Source organism: Actinobacillus genomosp. 1 (genome assembly GCF_029774175.1).
Lineage (GTDB): Bacteria > Pseudomonadota > Gammaproteobacteria > Enterobacterales > Pasteurellaceae > Actinobacillus.
In genome coordinates this window covers 2,232,029-2,252,033 of the sequence record NZ_CP103834.1, presented here as the reverse complement: position 1 = coordinate 2,252,033, position 20,005 = coordinate 2,232,029, and the positions used below count along the sequence as shown (strand labels likewise).

Sequence of the window (20,005 nt, the reverse complement as noted above, 5' to 3'; positions counted from 1 at the left end):
CTTATTCAGGCATAAAAAAAGTACCCTAAAGTACTTTCCAACCTATTGAATTTGATTTCGCTATTTTAACAGTTATCGCTCACTTTGAAAGCAACATCTGTTGTTTTCCTAGAATTAATTAGATTAAACGGGTACGATTTTTTCTTATTCTGATTGTTAATTGATATAGGTCGGAATTCTTTCAGAAAAGAATCAAAATTTTTTACAAAATTTGGTATAGTTGATAGTACTTATCTTTTTATATTCAAACTCAATAGGAGAAATAAAATGGCACGTCGTCCACTTGTAATGGGTAACTGGAAATTAAACGGTAGCAAAGCGTTTACTAAAGAATTAATTGCCGGTTTAAAAGCGGAATTAGCGGATGTTAAAGGCTGTGATGTTGCAATCGCTCCACCGGTAATGTACTTAGCGGAAGCGGAAGCGGCGTTAGCGGGTCAATCAGTAATCGCATTAGGCGCACAAAACGTCGATGTAAATGTACAAGGTGCATTTACCGGTGATATTTCAACCGAAATGTTAAAAGACTTCGGTGCGAAATATATTATTATCGGTCACTCTGAGCGTCGTACTTACCACAAAGAATGTGATCAGTTTGTAGCGAAAAAATTCGGTGCGTTAAAAGCGGCAGGTTTAGTGCCTGTATTATGTATTGGTGAAACCGAAGCGGAAAACGATGCGGGCCAAACGGAAGCGGTATGTGCAAAACAAATTGATGCGGTAATCGATGCGTTAGGTGTGGAAGCGTTCAATGGTGCGGTAATCGCATACGAACCGATTTGGGCAATCGGCACAGGTAAATCCGCAACTCCGGCTCAAGCACAAGCGGTTCACGCATTCATCCGTGGCCATATCGCAGCGAAATCACAAGCGGTTGCGGATCAAGTTATCATCCAATACGGTGGTTCTGTAAACGATGCGAATGCAGCGGAATTATTCACACAACCGGATATCGACGGCGCATTAGTCGGAGGTGCTTCATTAAAAGCACCTGCATTTGCAGTAATCGTTAAAGCGGCGGAAAAAGCTAAAGCATAATTTTTGAGATGATTTATCATCATCAAACAACAAATAAGCGGTTGAATTTACAAAATTTCTTGCAAATTCAACCGCTTTTCTATCTTCTTGGTTTATATACTAGATTAAGGTTTTTTATTCCGACTTTTGGCTAAATACGACCAACATACTGTCAAAAAGATCAAAGTAAACACCACGGCAAAGATAAACAGAATCACCTCTCCGATATAATAAATATCAATGACCGGCGAATCTAAAAGGCTATTTCTATGTTGCCAAATCATAAACCCCATCACTAACCAGATTCCCCAAGTCAGTAATGTGACAAACACGCTTTTTAAGCGAATCCACCAACCTAATTGTTTAGTTTTATTAATAATCATTAATTTTTGTAATTGTTGTGCCGACATATTAAACTCCTCTATCAGGACTGGTCCATACCGCTAACTTGGTTTTATTTCTGAAAATCGCTTTTGGGATCCCGCACAGTAAAGTAATCGTATTTAGGCTCCAATACAGCCAAGGATACCAAATACAAGAAAACGCATATTTCACCACCCCTTTCTCATAACGACTGTCAATGTAAAGGCTGATACTTAATTGAGTGAAAAAGGCAATAAAGAGTATGGCAATACTCGGCTTTAATTCAGCCCAATCCAATAAGTTAATTTGGCTGTTAAAGATTAAGTTATATATACTCAGTAAAATGGAGGCAAAAAGTAATAACGCCCAAACTGCGGTCACGATATATTCGATAAACATCGGCCACAAACGACGGTTTTTTAAACGCCAAATTTGCGGAAAATATTTCATCATGGTTTCCGCACCGCCTTGCGCCCAACGAAGACGCTGTTTAAATAGCCCATTTATCGTTTCCGGCATCAGTACCCAACATAATGCTCTCGGTTCATAGAAAATGTCATAACCCGACGTTTGAATTTTCCAACTGACGTCAATATCTTCCGTAATCATGTTCGTACTCCAGCCGCCAATCTCAAACATAATATCTTTTCTGAATAAACAACAAACACCCGATACGGTAAAAATAGTTCCCATTAAACATTGAGCGCGCTTAATTAAACCGATAATGGAACTAAACTCGGATACTTGTAGGCGTCCTAAAATCGTACTGCGATTACGTACTCTCGGATTACCGGTAACCGCACCGTATCTCGGATTGGTTTCTAAAGCCTGTACCATATAATCCAACGCTCTGTAATCTAAGACCGCATCACCGTCAATACAGCCGACATATTTGCCTCTTGCGATTTTAAGACCATTATTTAATGCGCTTGCCTTACCTGAATTCTGTTGGTGTAGCGCAACAACCCGTTTATCTCTTTTCGCCCATTTATCAATAATCTCACCAGTATGATCTTTACTGCCGTCATTAATAAAAATCAGCTCATAATTCGGATATTTTAAGTTGAGCAAATGAGGAATCGCCTCATCCAAGTTATCCGACTCATTGTAACAAGGCACCATTAAACTCACTAAAGGCACCTCTTCATGCTTCATTTGCTCAAAATTCGGAGGAACTTTTAACTTTTCTTTAAATAAAAAATACGTAAGTCCTGCAAATGCCCAATAAAATGCCATGACCGCCGGATAAGCAAATACAAACAAACTGAATATTTCTAAAATCATATATCCGCCTACTTCCTTGTGATATCCCGATTACTTGAAACATAAGGTTTCATTTTTTGTAGCATACTTTCATCAAATAAATATTTATTCGGGTAATAACCGAAACTCAGTATTTGATGTTGTTCTAACAATTTAATCCAACTGATTAACTCTTCCGAAGAAATGTTTTCCGATGTTTTAGGATTAACCACTGCAAAATCGAATAAGATCTGTTTGGTCGCAACCTCTGACTCTTCTACGCGCTGAACAATATCAAGTAACCAATGTTTCGCTTCTTGCTTCGTTTTAACACCACCTAATGAATAAGGGCGCATCTCAATTAAAACACCGTCATAATTTTTACTAAACTCGACCAGATTTTGCGTAAAGTTCGTATCTAACGGATCAATATTTCTGGAGATTCTTTGTGTATATCGGTTAAAAAAGAAATATGGTTCCGCCGCCGCCGTCCATAATTTCGTCAGATTGATGCTCTCTTTTGAATTATCAATCCATTTATGTTTACCTATTTTGCTGTCAAAGAATAATCCGTCCGTTTTGGAATAAAGTGATAAATCTTGATAAAGCGATTGCATAACTTTAACTTGGCGTAGGTTCTCAGGTAAGCTTTCTAAGGATGCCGGCATCCATGTATAAACTTTTACTCCCGCACGAGTACGTAATTGCCAAGCAACCTGACTAAAAATATCCGCTCTCACCGGTAGATATTTATTAGGAAAATAAACCGCATCGATAATGCCGTCTTTATTGCTGTCCGAATACGCCTTCAAGTAAACGGCGGTTACGCCGTATTTAGCGACATTACTAATTAACGCATCGTAATTCGCTTTAAATTTAATCGGATCCGGGCTATATACGAAATCTAAATTAATATGTAGTTTTCTTTGTACGAACGATTCGTTGTCCGTATCCGATACTCGATTCAAATAGCGTGCCATTACCGCAAAATTCGATTCCGCATCAATCAGAAAACGCCCTACGTGCGCATCACCGACCTGGTTCACTTTTTCTTTTAACGTAAAGTGATACGGCATCCCCGCTTCTTTTGCCAATTTCACAGTCGTTTCGGTAAAAGCCCCATAAGGCCACACCATAATTTGAGGTGCTTTTCCCGTATATTTCTTAATCAGGTTTGACGATATTTTCATATCGTTCAAAACACGGAACTTATATTGTTCTTCCGTTTCATATTTGCCGTTTTTATATTCCGGCGCAATCATTGCCGCAAGTTGGCTACCGCCGGGATTGGCTTTTATACCGTGGTGCAGGTCATGAGTATGAGAGGCGATTTCAACCAAACCGCTATTCTGCATTTCGTCAATTTGTTGCCACGTTGCAAAGAATTTCTCACGGTCTAATTTCTCGTTTCCATATTGGATTTTTTGTCCCATTGGCGCACTAATCCAACTGGAAACCGGCGCAAATACCGCCGGATAGTTATAAGCCTTTAATAACGGATAAATGACGCTATACATCGTTTCATAACCGTCATCAAAAGACAGCAGAACAGCTTTATTGGGGAGCTTAGTTTTACCCTTTTCCGCATCAATAATTTGCTGCCAGCTGACAATGTTATAACCCTGACTTTTAAACCAATTAAAATGCGCAATTAATTGGTCGGAAGAAATCGTCTGCGATACATATAATCTTTTATCTTTAGGCGCACTTTCATCAACCACTGAGTGATAAGCTAAAACGCTATACGTATTATTGGCGAATACGGGTATCGATAAAAAAGACAAACAAGCAATAATGATTTGACTAAATTTTTTTAATATCATTTTTATTACCTAAATTAAAAAGAATAGGAAAGATTCACATTACCGTAGTTATTAAATTCGGCTGCACCGTCATAAATATTTTTCTTACGACCGATTTCATAAGATAAATTGATTTTTTTGGTAATACGCCAATCATGTCCGTAACTTATCGCCCACGAATTCTCGGCTTTATGACTTTGTTGCTTATATTTCCCGACCAATCCTTTTAAATGATGAGTTAATACAAGCCCGTAATCCATCGGCTGACGATAACTTAAATCCGTACTAAACTCGATATTTCGGCTTTTATCTGGATTGTAATACCAAGCGGAATCAATATTTTTGTTACGTTGATAATCAAAACGAATACTATTGTTTAACGCCCAACGATCATATTGGAATGCTTGGGAAGATGCCCATATATAAAACGACTTACGCACATTATCATCATCAAACTTCATAGCATTCACACCGGTTCCCACTTGTACAAGATCTCGATAAGTATAAGTAGTACCGAAACCAATATCCTTGGTGTAAACTTTTTGATTTATCGCCTTAATCGGGGTAGAACTGCCATTAATATTGCCGGACAACTCAAATTTCCAATTCTCATTCAATACATAACCGGAATTTACCGAAACATACCCTTTATCATTCAGTTTAATGCCCTTACCCGCTTCGACAGCGACGTTGAACGGAAAGAAATTCAGATAGCTACCTAAACCGATTCTACGTTGTTTTAGCACTTCCCCTTCGGTCGGTACTTTATCCTCTAAGTAATGCACATAAGCGTAATGCCCTTCGACCGTTTTAGCTGAATTTAGGTAATATTCCTGACTCAGTTCGTTACTCTGTTTATTACGAGGTGCCGTTTGGTGAGAAAGCCCGAATGAAGCGGTAAAACTCCCGCTTCTGGCTTCATCGTATCGTTTCAATACCGATTCCGCCGATTCTTTTTCTTCCGCCGTGTAACTCGCTATAATTTGATGAACCTTAGCTAAGTTTCCTTGATTTAAAGCGATATTTGCGCTTTGATGTTTATAAAGTGCTTGATCCTTACCTAAGAACTGACTGGCTTTATCCGCTAAAGCGTTTGCTCGGTCATGATTGTTTCTTGACGACTCCAAATCGCTTAATGCAAGCATTGTCCACGGATCACCCGGCGTTAAATTCGTTAAACGATCCTCTAATACTGCAACCGCTTTCGATTTATTACCTCGCCAATTATATAAATTCACTTGGCTATAAAATGCTTGCTCATCATTAGGATTTAACAAACGTGTAGTTCGAGTAAAATCCCAAACTTGTTTACTTTCTTTAATTTGATCTTGATACATTTGAGCTTGTTTAAAATAACCCGCATCACTTGAAGCATTAATTAATTTAAACAGTAAAGCCGTACTTATACGTTTGTTAGTTGCTTGTTCCGATTCGGCTAATTTTTGATAAACGGCTAATGCTTTAAACGGTGAACCTTCTTTTAACAAAGTATCGGCATAAGCTTCCTGCACATAATTCGGTATCTCTTTATTCAAAGATTGAAGAAGCTCATAATCTTTAAAAACAAGTTCTTTTTTATTCATTTTATTCGCAAATATTAAGCGATCTTGAACAGCTTGCTGATATAAAGGATTACTTGGTTCTAGTGAATTTATCAATCTTGTCAAACGTTGATATCCGGAAGCTAATTCCGTCGTTTTTAAATTATTGTTTCCTTTAACTAACGAGAGAACTTCACTATGTGCTAACCAATCTAAATCCTTTTGGGAGAATAAGTTCGGGTAATTTTTTACTAATTCGGCTTGGATAGGAAGCACATTTAATTTCGTTGCCAAACGATAAAGTTTTAATGCAAGATCATTATTAGGTTCGGCTTTTAATTGCTGATGCCAACGACCTAATTTGGAAAGATTCGGTTCGCTATGATCTAATAAATAATTTAACGCTTCCTGATAATTATTATCCGCCCCGAATTTTGCTTTATATTGAGCAAGATGTTTTTTAGAATCTAAAAACTTACCGAGTTCAACCTCAACTAAACCGCTTCCTAATAAGCCGTTCGGATTATTCGGATATTTTTGACTTAACTTACGATAAAGTTGTAGAGATTTAGGAAAGTCTTTAGCATTACGATAAGCTTTCGCTAAATTTTCCAATTCACTTTCGGAAAAGCTATTAATGTTACAAGTCGAACACACATTTACCGCATCATTAAATTGACCTTTACGTATCATTAATGCAATTAAGTCGTCTCTAACTTTTTTGTCTCCCGTTTTTCGGTATAACGCAGACATTTGAGAAATTGCTTGCGTTAATTGACTATCTCCTTGACGAGAAAAAACTACAATTTCCTCTCGCTGCATATCGATTGGCGATTGATTAGCTAAAGCGGTATTGAGGAAGGTTGTAGATAATAGACAAAACGCTAAAGAATTAAATTTTATCTCCATAAAATACATCCGTTATTTAGTTAAATTTATAATAATATTGATTATTTCGCTTATACCTATAAGCATTTTTCACATAAAGACTATTCTCTTTTATATACATTACGGCAGCATACAAATGTAAAAGCTTAAATTAACGAAAAAAGAGTTTGGAGAAGGGCTGTTAGACATCCTTTTCATATTTCGTCTTTCAATATAAACAAAAACTAAGAAGCGGAACTTATAAGAGAAATATCGGAAATTCCTATATTTTAATTGAACTTACTTTCAATCAATATTGTCTTAGTATCATAAATTGCTTATAACGGAAAGAAGAAAAGCTATAATTAAGCTTTAGATTTTTAGCTATTTACCTCAGTAAAATAAAACCTAAAACGATAACAAATCCATACTGTTATATTCTTCAATTACATTTTAAATACCGTCAAACAGCATACACTCACATTAACATATAATGCGGTTATAATAGCCTTCACACTTAATGAATATAGATTTACATATCTTTATTTAGATATAAAATCCTTATTCATCACTTCCTTTGAATAAATTACCGTTTAAAAGTTCCAAGAATTTAAAATAAAACAAGTCGGACATCTTACTTTTTTGAATTTTAATTAGATTTATTTAATTCGGAATCTGCAGAATATCTCACGCTAAGGCTAAGAAGAATAATAGCGATAAAGTTTATGCTCTAAAGAATAAAGAGATAATTTATTTAGAAAAGATAAATATATATTGAAATTTATAAAGAAATATTTTAGCGTTACTAAAACATATAGAAAAGCGGTCTGATTTGTAAAAATTTTTGCAAATCAGACCGCTTGTATCGTCTTACTACTTATTCAACTGAACCGGTAATAGTAAACTTAACGGACGCTTACGAATAATTTCCCATAAGCATTTTAAAATTTCCCGCCAGCTATCAATTTCGGTATTACGAGAACGCAGTGCAATCCATAGCGTTAGAGAGAAACTGATAATCAAATTAACCGCACCGATCATCAACACAAAGCAGATGCTTTGCAGTAACACTTGCCAGCCTAACGATTCACTCACCACCGCATAGCCGACATTCGCCGAAGAAAAAGCAACGTGGCGAATATCAAGCGGTAATCCTAACCAATAACCAATCACACCGGTAATACCAAGCAACATACCGAAGCCTAAATTACCGATAATTGAACCCACATTATCATGCACATAGTCGGCGAATTTTTCTCGAATGGATAACGGCAAAATCGCTTTTAACCACGGGTGCTGTCTTAAACGCATACGGGTATTTAAATAGTTGCTGCGGTTATCAAAGTAACCGGAAATAATCCCCGAGCAGAACAACCACAAACCGGCAATTGCCGCAAACCATAACGTTCCTTTAGTCGGGTCAATCGAACTTAGCTGATATTGCACCATCTCACTGTCTAATAACGCTTTGCCGGTATGTTCAGCATAGCTGTAAGCAATCAATGCCGCCACACTCATCGATACAACGACATTCCCCAATACCGCAATGCTTTGTGAACGCAATACGTCCACCAACAATTGCGCCAGTTTCATATTCACCGCTCTGCCCTGCGGGTTTCGCTCAACCGCCTCGGCAAAACGCGCAGCAGTCATCGCCGGCTGCTTGGTCGCCACGGTAAAATGCAACATAAAGATAATGGTAAAACCGATACCATAGTTCAAACCTTCCGCAATACCTTTCCAGACCCTATCGTCAATCATTCCGCCTAGATACACTTTAAATAGCGCCATCAGTGCAATAAGCACACCACCACCGGCAGCGGAATAAAACATACTGAAATATTCTTTTTTATCTCGGGTAATATAGTGTTCGCCGTGATCACTGGTGTGTTGAGTAATGCTGCGAGAAAGCATTTTGACGCTCTGTTTCCATAAATCGGAAATACTGTGCTGATTTGCCGAAGCTTCCGCCAACATTTTGGTAATTTGCAATACGCGCAGGCGAGCAACTCGATTGGTAGAGAATAATTCCATTAATATCGCCAAACGATCTAAGGTTTGACTTAAACGCTCAAGCAAATGTGCCACGCCAAGTGACGAACCCGCTATCGCTCCTTTTTTCTGTAATCGTTCCACCAATTCGCGTGATTGGCTAAACATTACCTGTAAATGGCTATCGTCATAATATTGATTTTGACGGCGAGCCGCTAACCATAAAAATACTTCTTTCTGTAAAGCGACAAAAGGCGAATCGGCATCTAACAGAGTTCGATCCAAACGAATTAATTCCGGTTCCAAATCCTCTGCCGCAATCCAAATCGAAAGCATTTTGATTGCAAATAACCCTTCGTGACGAATATGCTCATACAGCCAGGTTCTATCCTGTTCGCTTACACTGCGATCTAACGTATTAAGAAAATTTAACCAACTTTTGGTCGGAATAGCATTAACCCATTCCACATCATGCCGATCGCAAAACAGTAAAATAAACACGTCACGTAAATCATTCACATCTTTAAATGAGGGGTTGAGTTTCTCATATAAACGATTACGCATTTCACGTCCGAAACCTTGACGACCTAAAATGCCGCTGCTAACGAGAATCGGATATAAACGTAACTGGCAAAGCCAACGGCAAATCAATGTCGCCACCGCTTGAGCTAGTTCCGGTTGTTGTTTAAGTAAATTGGTAAAAAATTCTAATTTTTCGACCGCTTGTTCCGGCTTGCCGGCTCTAAGCCACTGACATAAGCCATTCAGTAAAGTAAAAGCGTCATTTTGTTCGATTTGTTGGGTAACAAAGGGGGAAAGAGTCGTTTCATTTAGGTTTATTTTTGGCATATTTGATTATATTTGTTCCTATCTTTCATTAATTTCAATAATTCTGAACTTATTTTACGGAAAAAAGTTCAAAATAAAACGGTAAGGTTTCCCTTACCGCCAGTTAAATTAGAGTCTCTAGATACTAAACTAATTTAAAGATCACTTCAAAACTATCGCCCTGCTGCAATGTTCGATTGATACGGGCGGTTTCTACACATAACATCGTTTGATAACCGGTTTCACTCATCGCACTTGTCGCTTTATGCCATGGGTTCCATAACACAATATCGCTCGCATCAATATGTTCAATTCGAATCGTACGATGATTTGCCGCATCTTCAATACTGCTGACCGACTGCTCCGCACTATAAATACAATCAACATTTTCACTAATTTTACGCGGTGAAGGCACTTGTACCAATTGTTTGGTTAGCGAATCAAAACATTCGTGCGGTAAGCCTTTCACTTCGGTTTGTCGAATATCCGCAATATTGAAATAGCTGTGTAACGCCGCCTGTGCTTCCTGCTCTGCATAATGAGTAAAAATCAAATGACATTCTTGGCTAAACGCTATTTCAATTTTCGCTTCGATAATATGTTGTTCGTCATAGAGCGAAAATTCTACATAGGCATATTCCTCATCCATTTCATAATGACTAAGCGACCACTCGCGAATACGAGCCGTACCGTGCGACGGGCTTTTTACCGAACCGAACCACGGATAACAAATCGGCACTCCGCCGCGAATCGCATTGCCTGTTTGGAACGGCTCAATCTCCGAAAGCCATAACACGTCCTGTTTTGCCGCCGTCGGTTGCCAACTTAATAATTGTGCTCCTTGTAACGCAACCACAGCCGATCCTAGCTTGTGTTCAACACGAATGACATATAATTCATTGCATTTTTCAAGGCTGATACCTTGGCTGATTTGACGAATAAATTCGGTTTTCATTTTTTACCCCTTTAACATTCCCAAAAGCAAGCGGTCAAATTTACAACTTTTCTTGCAAATTTGACCGCCGGTCTTTAATCAATATCTTTTAACTCATCTTCGGAAAGCTGCTCTTTGCCGCTTTCTTCCGCCGCTTTACCGTCACTCACTTTAAATTCGAGGTTTTGGAAATACGCTTCACGGAAAGTCACATACGGATCAGCCGATTGCTGTAATAACGGGTCTTGATCGAGTAATTTCGCCCGACTGTCCACACCTTGTACGGCAAATTTCGCTACCGTCCAAGGCATCGTAAGCATTGATAAAACCGGATAAGCGGAATCTGCCACTTTTCCGACCGCTTGGCGAGGCGTAGTTGCGCCATAGCCCGGCACCATAATATAAGTACCCGCCGGTACATTATAACTACCTAACGTATGACCGAATTCACGATTGCCGTTATCCAATTTTAAATCTTTCGTTTGGCTTGCCCAGTCAATTAAACCGCCTAAACCGAAAATCGAGTTAATCCAGAAACGGTTAAAATGGATCATTGCCTTTTTACCTTCGCCCTCTAACAGACGATTGACAAAACTTGCCGGTTCGTCAAGGTTATTCGCCACATTGGTTAAACCGGTTTTAATCGGGCTAGGCACATAATCACGCCAACCTTTTGCGACCGGTTTGAGAGCATAGGCATCAATATAATCGTAATTGACCTTCCACATCGCTCGGTTAAAGCCTTCCAGCGGATCTTTACGCTCACCGGAAGCCGGATCGATTGACGACGAACAGGCGGTTAATAGCAGCACGCCGGCTACTAAACTTAATTGTTTTAATTTCATGCTATTTTGCCTTCTTAAAGAAATCATTGTTACATTTTAACCAAGTCGTACTAAAACACAAAGAAAAGCTAAGTAAAATTGAAGATAGAAATCTAGACGTCCAGATTGCGGGAGCTTATCGTTTTGATTACAATACCTGCAATTTTTATATAAAGCAGGATTTTAACTATGGCAGATTGGAGTGGGGAATACATTAGCCCGTATGCCGAACACGGCAAAAAAAGTGAACAAGTAAAGAAAATCACGGTATCGATCCCGATTAAAGTATTAGAAATTTTAACTAACGAGCGAACACGCCGTCAGATCAAAAACTTACGTCATGCTACCAATAGCGAATTGCTATGCGAGGCCTTTCTACACGCATTTACCGGACAACCGTTGCCGACGGATGAAGATCTAATGAAAGAACGTAGCGATGAAATTCCGGAAGAAGCTAAAGCACAAATGCGTGAATTGGGAATCGATCCGGATAATTGGCAATATTAATAATTAACGAGCCTTATTGTAAGGCTTTTCACACAACAATTAAGGGAGATTTATGCAACATCAACAACTCGCAAGAGAAGCTCGCTGGGCGGTCTGGCTTGCTTTAATATATTTAATCGGTTGGGTGGCGTTCGCCTATTTCACACCTGCAGGACGAGGTATTCTCGGTTTCCCGATTTGGTTTGAACTCGCTTGTATCGCCTTACCGCTAGGTTTTACTTTTATTGTGTATTGGACCGTGAAAAAGGTTTATCAAAATATTGATTTAGATAAGGAGCAAAGCGATGAATAAAGAGATGTTATTACCGCTAATCGCTTATTTATGCTTTGTTTTCGGTGTTGCGTTTTATGCTTATCGTAAACGCCAAGGCGGCAGTTTCTTATCCGAATATTATGTAGGCAGTCGCTCAATGTCCGGCTTTGTGCTGGCAATGACTACCGCCGCCACTTATGTCGGTGCAAGTTCGTTTATCGGCGGTCCGGGTGCCGCTTATAAATACGGCTTAGGTTGGGTATTGTTAGCGATGATCCAAGTGCCGGCGGTGTTACTGGCGTTAGGTGCGCTAGGTAAAAAATTTGCACTACTCGCCCGTAAATATAATGCGGTTACCATCAACGATTTATTATTGGCTCGTTATCAAAATAAATTCGTGGTTTGGATTTCGGGCTTTGCCCTGTTACTTTCATTCTTTGCGATGATGACGGTACAGTTTATCGGTGCCGGTCGTTTACTGGAAACAACCTTGGGTGTGCCGTACCAAACGGCGGTGATTATTTTTGCGGTCACGGTTGGTATTTATACCTTTATCGGCGGTTTCCGTGCGGTAGTGCTGACCGATACGATCCAAGGCTTAGTAATGTTAATCGGTACTTTCTTATTACTGGGCGGCGTGATTTATGCCGCAGGCGGTATTGAAAATGCGATAAATACCTTAGAAACGATTAATCCGCAACTTATTCAGCCGTACGGTATTGACGAACGTCCGTTAGACTTCACCTTTATGACTTCATTTTGGGTATTGGTCTGCTTCGGTTTAATCGGCTTACCGCAACTTGCGGTACGCAGTATGGCGTATAAAGACAGTGCTTCATTACATAAGGCTCTCGTTATCGGCACTTTAGTGGTATCGCTGCTAATGTTCGGTATGCACCTTGCCGGTGTGCTTGGTCGTGCAGTTATTCCTGACTTAAAAATTCCGGATCAGGTTATCCCAACCTTAATGATTCAAGTGCTACCACCGTTAGTTGCCGGTATTTTCTTAGCTGCGCCGATGGCGGCAATTATGTCATCAATTGACTCGTTATTGATTCAATCGTCTTCCACCCTAATTAAAGATTTATATTTAGCGGTTAAACCGGAAGCGGTCGATAATGAAGGTAAATTAAAATTCTTCTCAACCATGACCACACTCACCTTTGCAGTGTTATTGGTATTTGCGGCATTAAATCCGCCTGATATGTTAATTTGGCTTAACTTACTTTCACTCGGCGGTTTAGAAGCGACGTTCTTATGGGTAATAGTGTTAGGACTTTATTGGAAAAATGCAAATGCGACAGGGGCAATTAGCTCAATGTTGGCAGGCTTAGTAAGTTATATTGTTTTAACCACCTTTAAAATTAGTATCTTTAGCTTCCATGCGATTGTTCCGTCATTGCTTATCGGCTTAATCGCATTCTTAATCGGCAACCGCTTCGGTAAGAAACAGTAATCTGCGAAAGCAATTTTTAACCGAACAGTAAAAAGGCATAGATTGATAACCTATGCCTTTCTTTTTAATTAATTAGCCACGCGCCTAAAATCACCAACGTAAATACACATAACCAAAACAGTTGTATTTTAACATTTTGACGATTCAACTCTTGATTGTGTAAGCGGCGTTGTTCCAATTTCTCACGATACACGGCTAAGTCCGCTTCTTTAAATGAAAAGCCGCAATGCGGACAAGCGATAACACTCTCGCTGATTCTACGCCTACATTCCGGGCAACGTTGTAATGCCATAACAGTTCCTTAAAACAAGCGGTCGAATTTGGCGGATTTTTTGCAAAATTTTGCTGAAATTCGACCGCTTATGATTACCAAATACGAATACGTTCCGCCTCATTGCGATACATTTTATCGCCGGCTTTAGTGCCGAACGCACGATGGAAACCGCTGATATTCAGTACCGGCGCATAAGCACGGTATTGTCCCGGTGCGTGCGGGTCGCTTTTCACTTGGTGAGTAAGCGCTTGCACAGTCGCTTTATGACGCCATGAACGCGTCCAGCTCATAAAGAAACGTTGATCACTGGTAAAGTTTTCAATCGTCGGGCTGCTGCCGTGATCTTGCTCGTACAGTTTCAACGCATCGTAAGCGATACTCAAACCGCCTAAATCGGCAATGTTTTCACCCAAGGTGAAACGACCGTTTACAAACACTTTCGGTGCAACTTCAAACTGATCAAATTGTGCGACCAATTTATCCGCCAAAGCTTCGAATTTTTTGCGGTCGTCTGCCGTCCACCAATCTTTTAAATTACCTTCGCCATCAAATTTTGAACCGCTATCATCAAAGCCATGGGTGATTTCATGACCGATAATCGCCCCGATTGCCCCGAAATTGACCGCCGGATCCGCCTGTTGGCTATAAAGCGGTGCTTGTAAAATACCGGCTGGGAACACAATACGGTTCATTAATGGGCTGTATGAAGCATTCACCACTTGCGGCAGCATTCCCCATTCATTTACATCGACCGGTTTACCGACTTTGCCAAGATTGTAGTCATAGCTCCATTTAGCAATTTGTTGCATATTGGCGTAAAGCGTACCGCCTTGCGCCACGGTTTTGAGGATTAAGTTGCTGTAATCTCGCCATTTGTTCGGATAACCGACTTCCACGATAAATTTATCTAATTTAGCTTTCGCTTTTTGTTTGGTTTCCGCCGACATCCAGGCTAAGTTATCGATACGATGATGATAGGCTTTAACTAAATACTTCGCCATTTCAAGCACATCGTTTTTTGCCGATTGCGGGAAAAATTCCGCCACATAAAACTGCGCAAATTCTTGTCCGAGCCAGCTATTGATTGTGGCTAACGCACGTTTTTCTAACGGGCGTTGCTGTTTCTGACCGACTAATTTTTTGCCGTAAAATTCAAAACGGACATCATCCATCTCTTTGTTTAAGTAAGGGGCGTTATCCGATAAGGTACGGAATAATAAGTAGTCTTTAATGACCGCTAAGTTTTGCGGATTGATAAGCTGATCTAATGCTTGGAAATAACGAGGCTCATATAGAATTACCTCATCGGTTTCCACGCCGACCGCTTTCAAATACTGAGCTAAATCAATGTTTTTACTCAGTTTTTTCAGCCGTGCCATATTGGTTGGGTTGTAGCGTTTTTGTACGTCACGATCTTCCTCATTGGTAAACAGCGTTTTTGCAATCGTTTTTTCATAAGCGACAATCGCTTTCGCTTTTGCCGCCGGATTGCTGACGTTGGCATAACCTAAAATCTGTGCGATATAATCTTGATAGAGTTGCAAGATAGAACGATTTTCCGGCGTATCTTTTTGGAAATAATCGTTACTTAAGCCTAGATCGACGTTACTCAAATAAACCGCATTTTGACGGGAATTTTTTAAGTGAGCGAATACCGACCAACCGAATAATACTTCGTTACCGGCTTTGGTTTCTTCAATCAAATAGCGTTTTAAATCGGCAAATGTATTGAGCTGTTTAATTTTCTCAATATCTTTTGCAATTGGAGTAAGTCCTGCTTGTTCACGCGCATTTAAGTCCGTGTAGGTTTCATATACCGCTTTTAAACGTTGGGCTTTCGCATCATTTGCAAATTTCGGCTCGGAAATGACCGCTTGTAAGAATTTAATCGAACGTTGTTCGTTCAATTCGTTTAATTCCGCTAACGTGCCCCACGAGGTTCTATCCGCCGGGATTTGTGCTTTTGCAAGCCATTTGCCGTTTACAAAACGATAAAAATCTTGCTGCGGGGCAACAGTATTATCCACTCCTTCCGTTAGCGTGGATTGATAAGTGGTAGTACAACCGGCTAACCCGAGCGAAAGGGCTGCCAGACTCAATAAAAATTTTTTCGCCATAACCTTACTCAACTAAAATTTTGTGATGGGATTTTCTAAATGCTTTCGGGGTATCCGCATATTCTTTTTTAAATACGGAATAGAAATAGGGTAAAGAAGGATAACCGCAAATTTCTGAAATTTCTTGAATCGAAATATCGGTAAATTGTAGCATATATTTTGCACGATTCAGTTTTTCCTCATGAATCACTTGATGAATCGTCTTATTCAATTCATGTTTGAAGCGCTGTTCTAAATTAGAACGTGAAATTCGTAAATGATCGAGAACTTGCTCGGTTTTAATTCCTTTACAGGCATTATGATGAATATAGTGCATAGCTTGAATCACAAACGGATCTTGGAATGCGTGGAAATCGGTGGAACGGCGTTGCTCCACGCGTAGCGGTGGAATCAATACGGGAGAGTGGCTTAATTTTTTGCCTTCAAATAAATGATGTAACATTTTCGCCGCTTGATAACCGATTTGTTTCGTACCTTGTACTACGGATGAAAGCGAAACGCGAGATAGATGCTGAATCAGCTCTTCGTTATCAATACCAATCACGGAAAGTTGTTCGGGTACGGCGATATTCAAATATTCACAGGCTTGTAGTAAATGTCTGGCTCTGGCATCGGTTACCGCAATAATGCCGGTTTGCGCCGGTAATGAAGCTAGCCATTCGCTTAATTCGGATTGCGCTTCCAACCAATTCTGCGCATTCACTTGATGGCCTAAATAGATATTGGTTTGATGTTCGTACTTTTCCATCAAATCAATAAACGCATTTTTACGTTCTACCGACCAATGTTTTTTTGCTTCGGTCGGAATACCGTAAAAGGCAAATTGATTAATGCCTTTTTGTTTAAGATGTAATAACGCCGTTTCCACTAAGGCATAGTTATCGGTAGCAACATACGGAATTTGCGGATAGTATGCCGGATCTTGATAGGAACCGCCCACCGCAATTACCGGGATATTCAATTCCCCTAATAATGCGGCGGTTTCAGGATCATCAAAATCGGCAATAATGCCGTCAATTAACAACCCTTCCATATCTTTTTTATGATAAGTGAAATCATCTTGCATAAAAATATTCCAAGTACATTGAGAGGCTTGAATATATTGTCCGATGCCTTCAATGACTTGGCGGTCGTAAACTTTATTCGCATTAAAACATAATGCGATACGAAAAGATTTTTTTTCCATAAATATCATTACGTAGTTAGACAGTCGCGCTAACATACCACATTTTGCGTAGTTATGAAAAAAGCACCCAATATTTACGAAAACATTGGATGCTTTTTAAGAAATCAATCGCAGAGGTAACGATTACATTTTTTTCTTACTCATCGTATCAACCCAAACGGCTAATAACAGAATCGCACCTTTTACGATATATTGCCAGAATGTCGGTACATCAAGCATACTCATACCGTTATCAAGTAAAGCAATAATAAATGCCCCGATGATAACACCGTATACGCTACCGATACCGCCGGCTAAACTTACCCCGCCGATTACACAAGCGGCAATCGCATCGAGTTCGGCATTTTGACCTGCCGACGGCGCACCTGCACCTAAACGCGCACTAAGAATCAACCCTGCAATCGCTACCATAAAGCCGTTCATTGCGAAGATGGTTAGTTTTACTTTCTCAACGTTAATCCCTGAAAGTCGTGCCGCATCAATGTTACCACCGATTGCATAAATATGACGACCGAATGCGGTTTTATGTGCGATAAACATCCCGAATACGGTTAAAATCGCTAACACAAGTACCGGGAACGGAATACCTCGATAGTCATTAAGTAAGTAAATCGCACCTAATACACAGATAGCAAACAAGCCGTATTTCATAATGTCTTTCGTTACATCAGGTACATTTAGGTTCAAGTTTTGGCGAGCTTTGCGTTGATAACTTCCCCAAGTAATAAAGCAGAACACCGCAACTAAACCGAGAATCATACCGGTTACATCCGGAATATAACCTTGACCGATAGTCGTCATATCATTACTAATCGGAGAAACGGTCGTACCGTTGGTTAAACCGATTAAAATACCGCGGAAAGCCAACATCCCCGCCAATGTGACAATAAAGGACGGAACTTTACGATATGAAACCCACCAGCCGTTCCAAGCACCTAATAATGTACCTAGCACAAGTGTTACGGCAATAGTAAGCGGTAACGGCCAGCCCCACCAAACATCGGCGATTGCAGCAAATCCACCTAATAATCCCATTAACGAACCGACAGATAGGTCAATTTCCGCCGAGATAATCACAAACACCATCCCAATCGCTAAAATCCCCGTAATGGAGGTTTGACGCAATAAGTTTGAAATATTACGTGCGCTTAAATAAGCACCGTCGGTTGCGACCGAGAAAAAGCTCATAATCACAATAATAGCAATGAGCATAATATAAACTTGTAAATTGACAGATTTTAGCTTCAACATAGGTTACTCCTTGAGTGCGGCTTCCATAACTTGCTCTTGCGTCAAATTATCGTTAATTAAGTCTGCTTTAATTTGTCCTTGGTGCATCACCAGAACTCTATCACTAATTCCCAATACTTCAGGTAATTCGGAAGAAATCACAATAACTGCCATTCCTTCTTGCGCTAACTGATTGATAAGTTTATAAATTTCGTATTTAGCCCCTACATCAATACCACGAGTAGGCTCATCCAAAATCAAAATTCTAGGCTTCAATAATAAGCATTTTGCAAGAATCGCTTTTTGTTGGTTACCGCCGCTTAATCGACCGATTGCCAATTCGGGCGAAGAGGTTTTTACTTTTAATTTTTCAATTGATTGATTAATGATCGTCTCTTCAAGCGCTTCATTAATCACTTTCTTACCGAAACAGAATTGAGAAAGAGAAGATAAAGTAATATTTTTCCCCACGCCCATAATCGGAATAATGCCGTGTTTTTTACGATCTTCCGGCACCATTACAATATTATGCGCAATGGCTTGCGCGCAATTTTTAATCTGTACTTTCTGATTCTCAATAAAAATATCCCCTTCATATTTTCCTTGATATGAACCGAAGATACATTGCGCCATTTCAGTACGTCCGGAACCGACTAAACCGGCTACGCCGAGGATTTCGCCTTTGTGTAATTTAAAACCGGCGTTATTTACTCTTTTAATATGCGTATTAACCGGATGCCATGCGGAAATATTTTCCACTCGAAGAATTTCTTCGCCAATCTCATGAGGTTCATGCGGATAAAGGGAAGTAATTTCACGTCCTACCATCATAGTGATAATGTCGTCTTCACTCATTCCTTGAGCGGAACGAGTACCGATATGTTCACCGTCTCGAATAACACAAATCTTGTCTGAAATTTCTTTTACTTCGTTTAACTTATGCGAAATATATACACAAGCAATGTTATGCGCTTTGAGATCTTTCACTAAGTTTAAAAGAATCGCGGTCTCTTTTTCGGTTAAAGACGCACTCGGTTCATCTAAAATTAGTAAACGAACTTGTTTATTTAATGCTTTGGCAATTTCGACCAGCTGTTGTTGTCCTAAACCAAGCTCACCCACTTTAGTATTCGGATCAATATCCAATTGCACTTGTTGTAGAATGGTTTTACAGCGTAGGTACATTTCGTTGTCATTCGTAATACCTGAGTTTGTCATTTCATTGCCTAAAAACATATTCTCAAGTACCGACATATTTTTCACCAAGGTTAATTCTTGGTGAATAATCGAAATCCCTTTTTCTTCCGTTTCCTTAATATTTTTCGCCGTGAGTTTTTCACCGGCAAAGTAGATCTCGCCGGAATAATCACCGTAAGGATAAATACCGCACAAGACTTTCATCAAAGTGGATTTTCCCGAACCGTTCTCACCGCACAAAGACAATATTTCACCGGTTTCCAAAGAAATCGAAATGTTATTTAACGCCGTAACATCACCGAATTTCTTGGTAATATTTTTCATTTCTAACAATTGAGCCATAATGAAAACCTCCGTTAGATAAAGTGCGGTCGT

Annotated in this window: 16 protein-coding genes; 4 read left to right on the top strand and 12 right to left on the bottom strand. The window is 39.7% G+C overall.

The features are described 5' to 3' along the window. The first annotated feature begins 267 nt into the window (after positions 1 to 267). Positions 268 to 1,038, top strand: a complete 771-nt coding sequence (tpiA, locus tag NYR63_RS10650) for a triose-phosphate isomerase (RefSeq protein WP_279457481.1) — start codon at positions 268 to 270, stop codon at positions 1,036 to 1,038. A gap of 104 nt (positions 1,039 to 1,142) precedes the next feature. Here tpiA and NYR63_RS10645 read toward each other — a convergent pair whose 3' ends face one another. From NYR63_RS10645 to NYR63_RS10615, 7 genes are all read right to left on the bottom strand, one after another. After that, on the bottom strand, positions 1,143 to 1,427 hold the full coding sequence (locus NYR63_RS10645) for a peptidylprolyl isomerase (RefSeq protein ID WP_279457480.1): 285 nt from the start codon (positions 1,425 to 1,427) through the stop codon (positions 1,143 to 1,145). Position 1,428: 1 nt separating this feature from the next. Continuing rightward, a complete protein-coding gene (gene pgaC, locus NYR63_RS10640) occupies positions 1,429 to 2,664 on the bottom strand; it encodes a poly-beta-1,6-N-acetyl-D-glucosamine synthase (RefSeq protein ID WP_279457479.1) in 1,236 nt (411 codons plus the stop codon). A gap of 8 nt (positions 2,665 to 2,672) precedes the next feature. Next, positions 2,673 to 4,445 (bottom strand): poly-beta-1,6-N-acetyl-D-glucosamine N-deacetylase PgaB, encoded by a 1,773-nt coding sequence (gene pgaB, locus NYR63_RS10635; protein ID WP_279457478.1) that lies wholly within the window; start codon positions 4,443 to 4,445, stop codon positions 2,673 to 2,675. Between the two features lie 14 nt (positions 4,446 to 4,459). Beyond that, positions 4,460 to 6,874, bottom strand: a complete 2,415-nt coding sequence (gene pgaA, locus NYR63_RS10630) for a poly-beta-1,6 N-acetyl-D-glucosamine export porin PgaA (RefSeq protein ID WP_279457477.1) — start codon at positions 6,872 to 6,874, stop codon at positions 4,460 to 4,462. An 831-nt stretch (positions 6,875 to 7,705) separates the two neighbouring features. Then, positions 7,706 to 9,673 carry a site-specific recombinase gene (locus tag NYR63_RS10625; RefSeq protein WP_279457476.1) on the bottom strand — a complete coding sequence of 656 codons (1,968 nt, stop codon included), beginning with the start codon at positions 9,671 to 9,673 and terminating at the stop codon, positions 7,706 to 7,708. Positions 9,674 to 9,797: 124 nt separating this feature from the next. After that, complete coding sequence (locus NYR63_RS10620) at positions 9,798 to 10,607, bottom strand: D-hexose-6-phosphate mutarotase (protein WP_279457475.1); 810 nt, start codon at positions 10,605 to 10,607, stop codon at positions 9,798 to 9,800. Between the two features lie 74 nt (positions 10,608 to 10,681). Then, positions 10,682 to 11,431, bottom strand: a complete 750-nt coding sequence (locus NYR63_RS10615) for an MlaA family lipoprotein (RefSeq protein ID WP_279457474.1) — start codon at positions 11,429 to 11,431, stop codon at positions 10,682 to 10,684. Positions 11,432 to 11,599: 168 nt separating this feature from the next. Between NYR63_RS10615 and metJ the strand changes: the two genes are divergently transcribed. From metJ to panF, 3 genes are read left to right on the top strand one after another with little or no spacing between them, the layout of a single operon-like run. After that, positions 11,600 to 11,917 (top strand): met regulon transcriptional regulator MetJ, encoded by a 318-nt coding sequence (metJ, locus tag NYR63_RS10610; RefSeq protein ID WP_279457473.1) that lies wholly within the window; start codon positions 11,600 to 11,602, stop codon positions 11,915 to 11,917. 52 nt (positions 11,918 to 11,969) lie between these two features. After that, positions 11,970 to 12,209 (top strand): YhdT family protein, encoded by a 240-nt coding sequence (locus NYR63_RS10605; RefSeq protein ID WP_279457472.1) that lies wholly within the window; start codon positions 11,970 to 11,972, stop codon positions 12,207 to 12,209. Continuing rightward, positions 12,202 to 13,626: a sodium/pantothenate symporter gene (gene panF, locus NYR63_RS10600; RefSeq protein ID WP_279457471.1), complete on the top strand. Its 1,425-nt coding sequence runs from the start codon at positions 12,202 to 12,204 to the stop codon at positions 13,624 to 13,626. The genes NYR63_RS10605 and panF overlap by 8 nt, the downstream gene beginning before the upstream one ends. A gap of 64 nt (positions 13,627 to 13,690) precedes the next feature. Here panF and NYR63_RS10595 read toward each other — a convergent pair whose 3' ends face one another. The 5 genes from NYR63_RS10595 to xylG form a co-directional block, all read right to left on the bottom strand. Then, entirely contained in the window at positions 13,691 to 13,918 is a 228-nt protein-coding gene (locus NYR63_RS10595) for a zinc ribbon domain-containing protein (RefSeq protein WP_279457470.1), read from the bottom strand. Positions 13,919 to 13,992: 74 nt separating this feature from the next. After that, the gene (locus NYR63_RS10590; protein WP_279457469.1) at positions 13,993 to 16,017 is read right to left on the bottom strand and encodes a M13 family metallopeptidase; all 2,025 of its coding nucleotides are present in this window, start codon (positions 16,015 to 16,017) and stop codon (positions 13,993 to 13,995) included. Positions 16,018 to 16,021: 4 nt separating this feature from the next. Next, complete coding sequence (locus tag NYR63_RS10585; RefSeq protein ID WP_279457468.1) at positions 16,022 to 17,203, bottom strand: XylR family transcriptional regulator; 1,182 nt, start codon at positions 17,201 to 17,203, stop codon at positions 16,022 to 16,024. A gap of 123 nt (positions 17,204 to 17,326) precedes the next feature. Continuing rightward, positions 17,327 to 18,454, bottom strand: a complete 1,128-nt coding sequence (locus tag NYR63_RS10580; protein ID WP_279457467.1) for a sugar ABC transporter permease — start codon at positions 18,452 to 18,454, stop codon at positions 17,327 to 17,329. A 3-nt stretch (positions 18,455 to 18,457) separates the two neighbouring features. After that, on the bottom strand, positions 18,458 to 19,972 hold the full coding sequence (gene xylG / locus NYR63_RS10575) for a D-xylose ABC transporter ATP-binding protein (RefSeq protein WP_279457466.1): 1,515 nt from the start codon (positions 19,970 to 19,972) through the stop codon (positions 18,458 to 18,460). Positions 19,973 to 20,005 lie beyond the last annotated feature (33 nt).

What these genes read in the sequence shown, in the direction of transcription:
- tpiA (WP_279457481.1), top strand. Translation starts at nt 268, where the DNA reads ATGGCACGTCGTCCACTTGTAATGGGTAACTGGAAATTAAACGGTAGC.
- NYR63_RS10645 (WP_279457480.1), bottom strand. Translation starts at nt 1,427, where the DNA reads ATGTCGGCACAACAATTACAAAAATTAATGATTATTAATAAAACTAAA.
- pgaC (WP_279457479.1), bottom strand. Translation starts at nt 2,664, where the DNA reads ATGATTTTAGAAATATTCAGTTTGTTTGTATTTGCTTATCCGGCGGTC.
- pgaB (WP_279457478.1), bottom strand. Translation starts at nt 4,445, where the DNA reads ATGATATTAAAAAAATTTAGTCAAATCATTATTGCTTGTTTGTCTTTT.
- pgaA (WP_279457477.1), bottom strand. Translation starts at nt 6,874, where the DNA reads ATGGAGATAAAATTTAATTCTTTAGCGTTTTGTCTATTATCTACAACC.
- NYR63_RS10625 (WP_279457476.1), bottom strand. Translation starts at nt 9,673, where the DNA reads ATGCCAAAAATAAACCTAAATGAAACGACTCTTTCCCCCTTTGTTACC.
- NYR63_RS10620 (WP_279457475.1), bottom strand. Translation starts at nt 10,607, where the DNA reads ATGAAAACCGAATTTATTCGTCAAATCAGCCAAGGTATCAGCCTTGAA.
- NYR63_RS10615 (WP_279457474.1), bottom strand. Translation starts at nt 11,431, where the DNA reads ATGAAATTAAAACAATTAAGTTTAGTAGCCGGCGTGCTGCTATTAACC.
- metJ (WP_279457473.1), top strand. Translation starts at nt 11,600, where the DNA reads ATGGCAGATTGGAGTGGGGAATACATTAGCCCGTATGCCGAACACGGC.
- NYR63_RS10605 (WP_279457472.1), top strand. Translation starts at nt 11,970, where the DNA reads ATGCAACATCAACAACTCGCAAGAGAAGCTCGCTGGGCGGTCTGGCTT.
- panF (WP_279457471.1), top strand. Translation starts at nt 12,202, where the DNA reads ATGAATAAAGAGATGTTATTACCGCTAATCGCTTATTTATGCTTTGTT.
- NYR63_RS10595 (WP_279457470.1), bottom strand. Translation starts at nt 13,918, where the DNA reads ATGGCATTACAACGTTGCCCGGAATGTAGGCGTAGAATCAGCGAGAGT.
- NYR63_RS10590 (WP_279457469.1), bottom strand. Translation starts at nt 16,017, where the DNA reads ATGGCGAAAAAATTTTTATTGAGTCTGGCAGCCCTTTCGCTCGGGTTA.
- NYR63_RS10585 (WP_279457468.1), bottom strand. Translation starts at nt 17,203, where the DNA reads ATGGAAAAAAAATCTTTTCGTATCGCATTATGTTTTAATGCGAATAAA.
- NYR63_RS10580 (WP_279457467.1), bottom strand. Translation starts at nt 18,454, where the DNA reads ATGTTGAAGCTAAAATCTGTCAATTTACAAGTTTATATTATGCTCATT.
- xylG (WP_279457466.1), bottom strand. Translation starts at nt 19,972, where the DNA reads ATGGCTCAATTGTTAGAAATGAAAAATATTACCAAGAAATTCGGTGAT.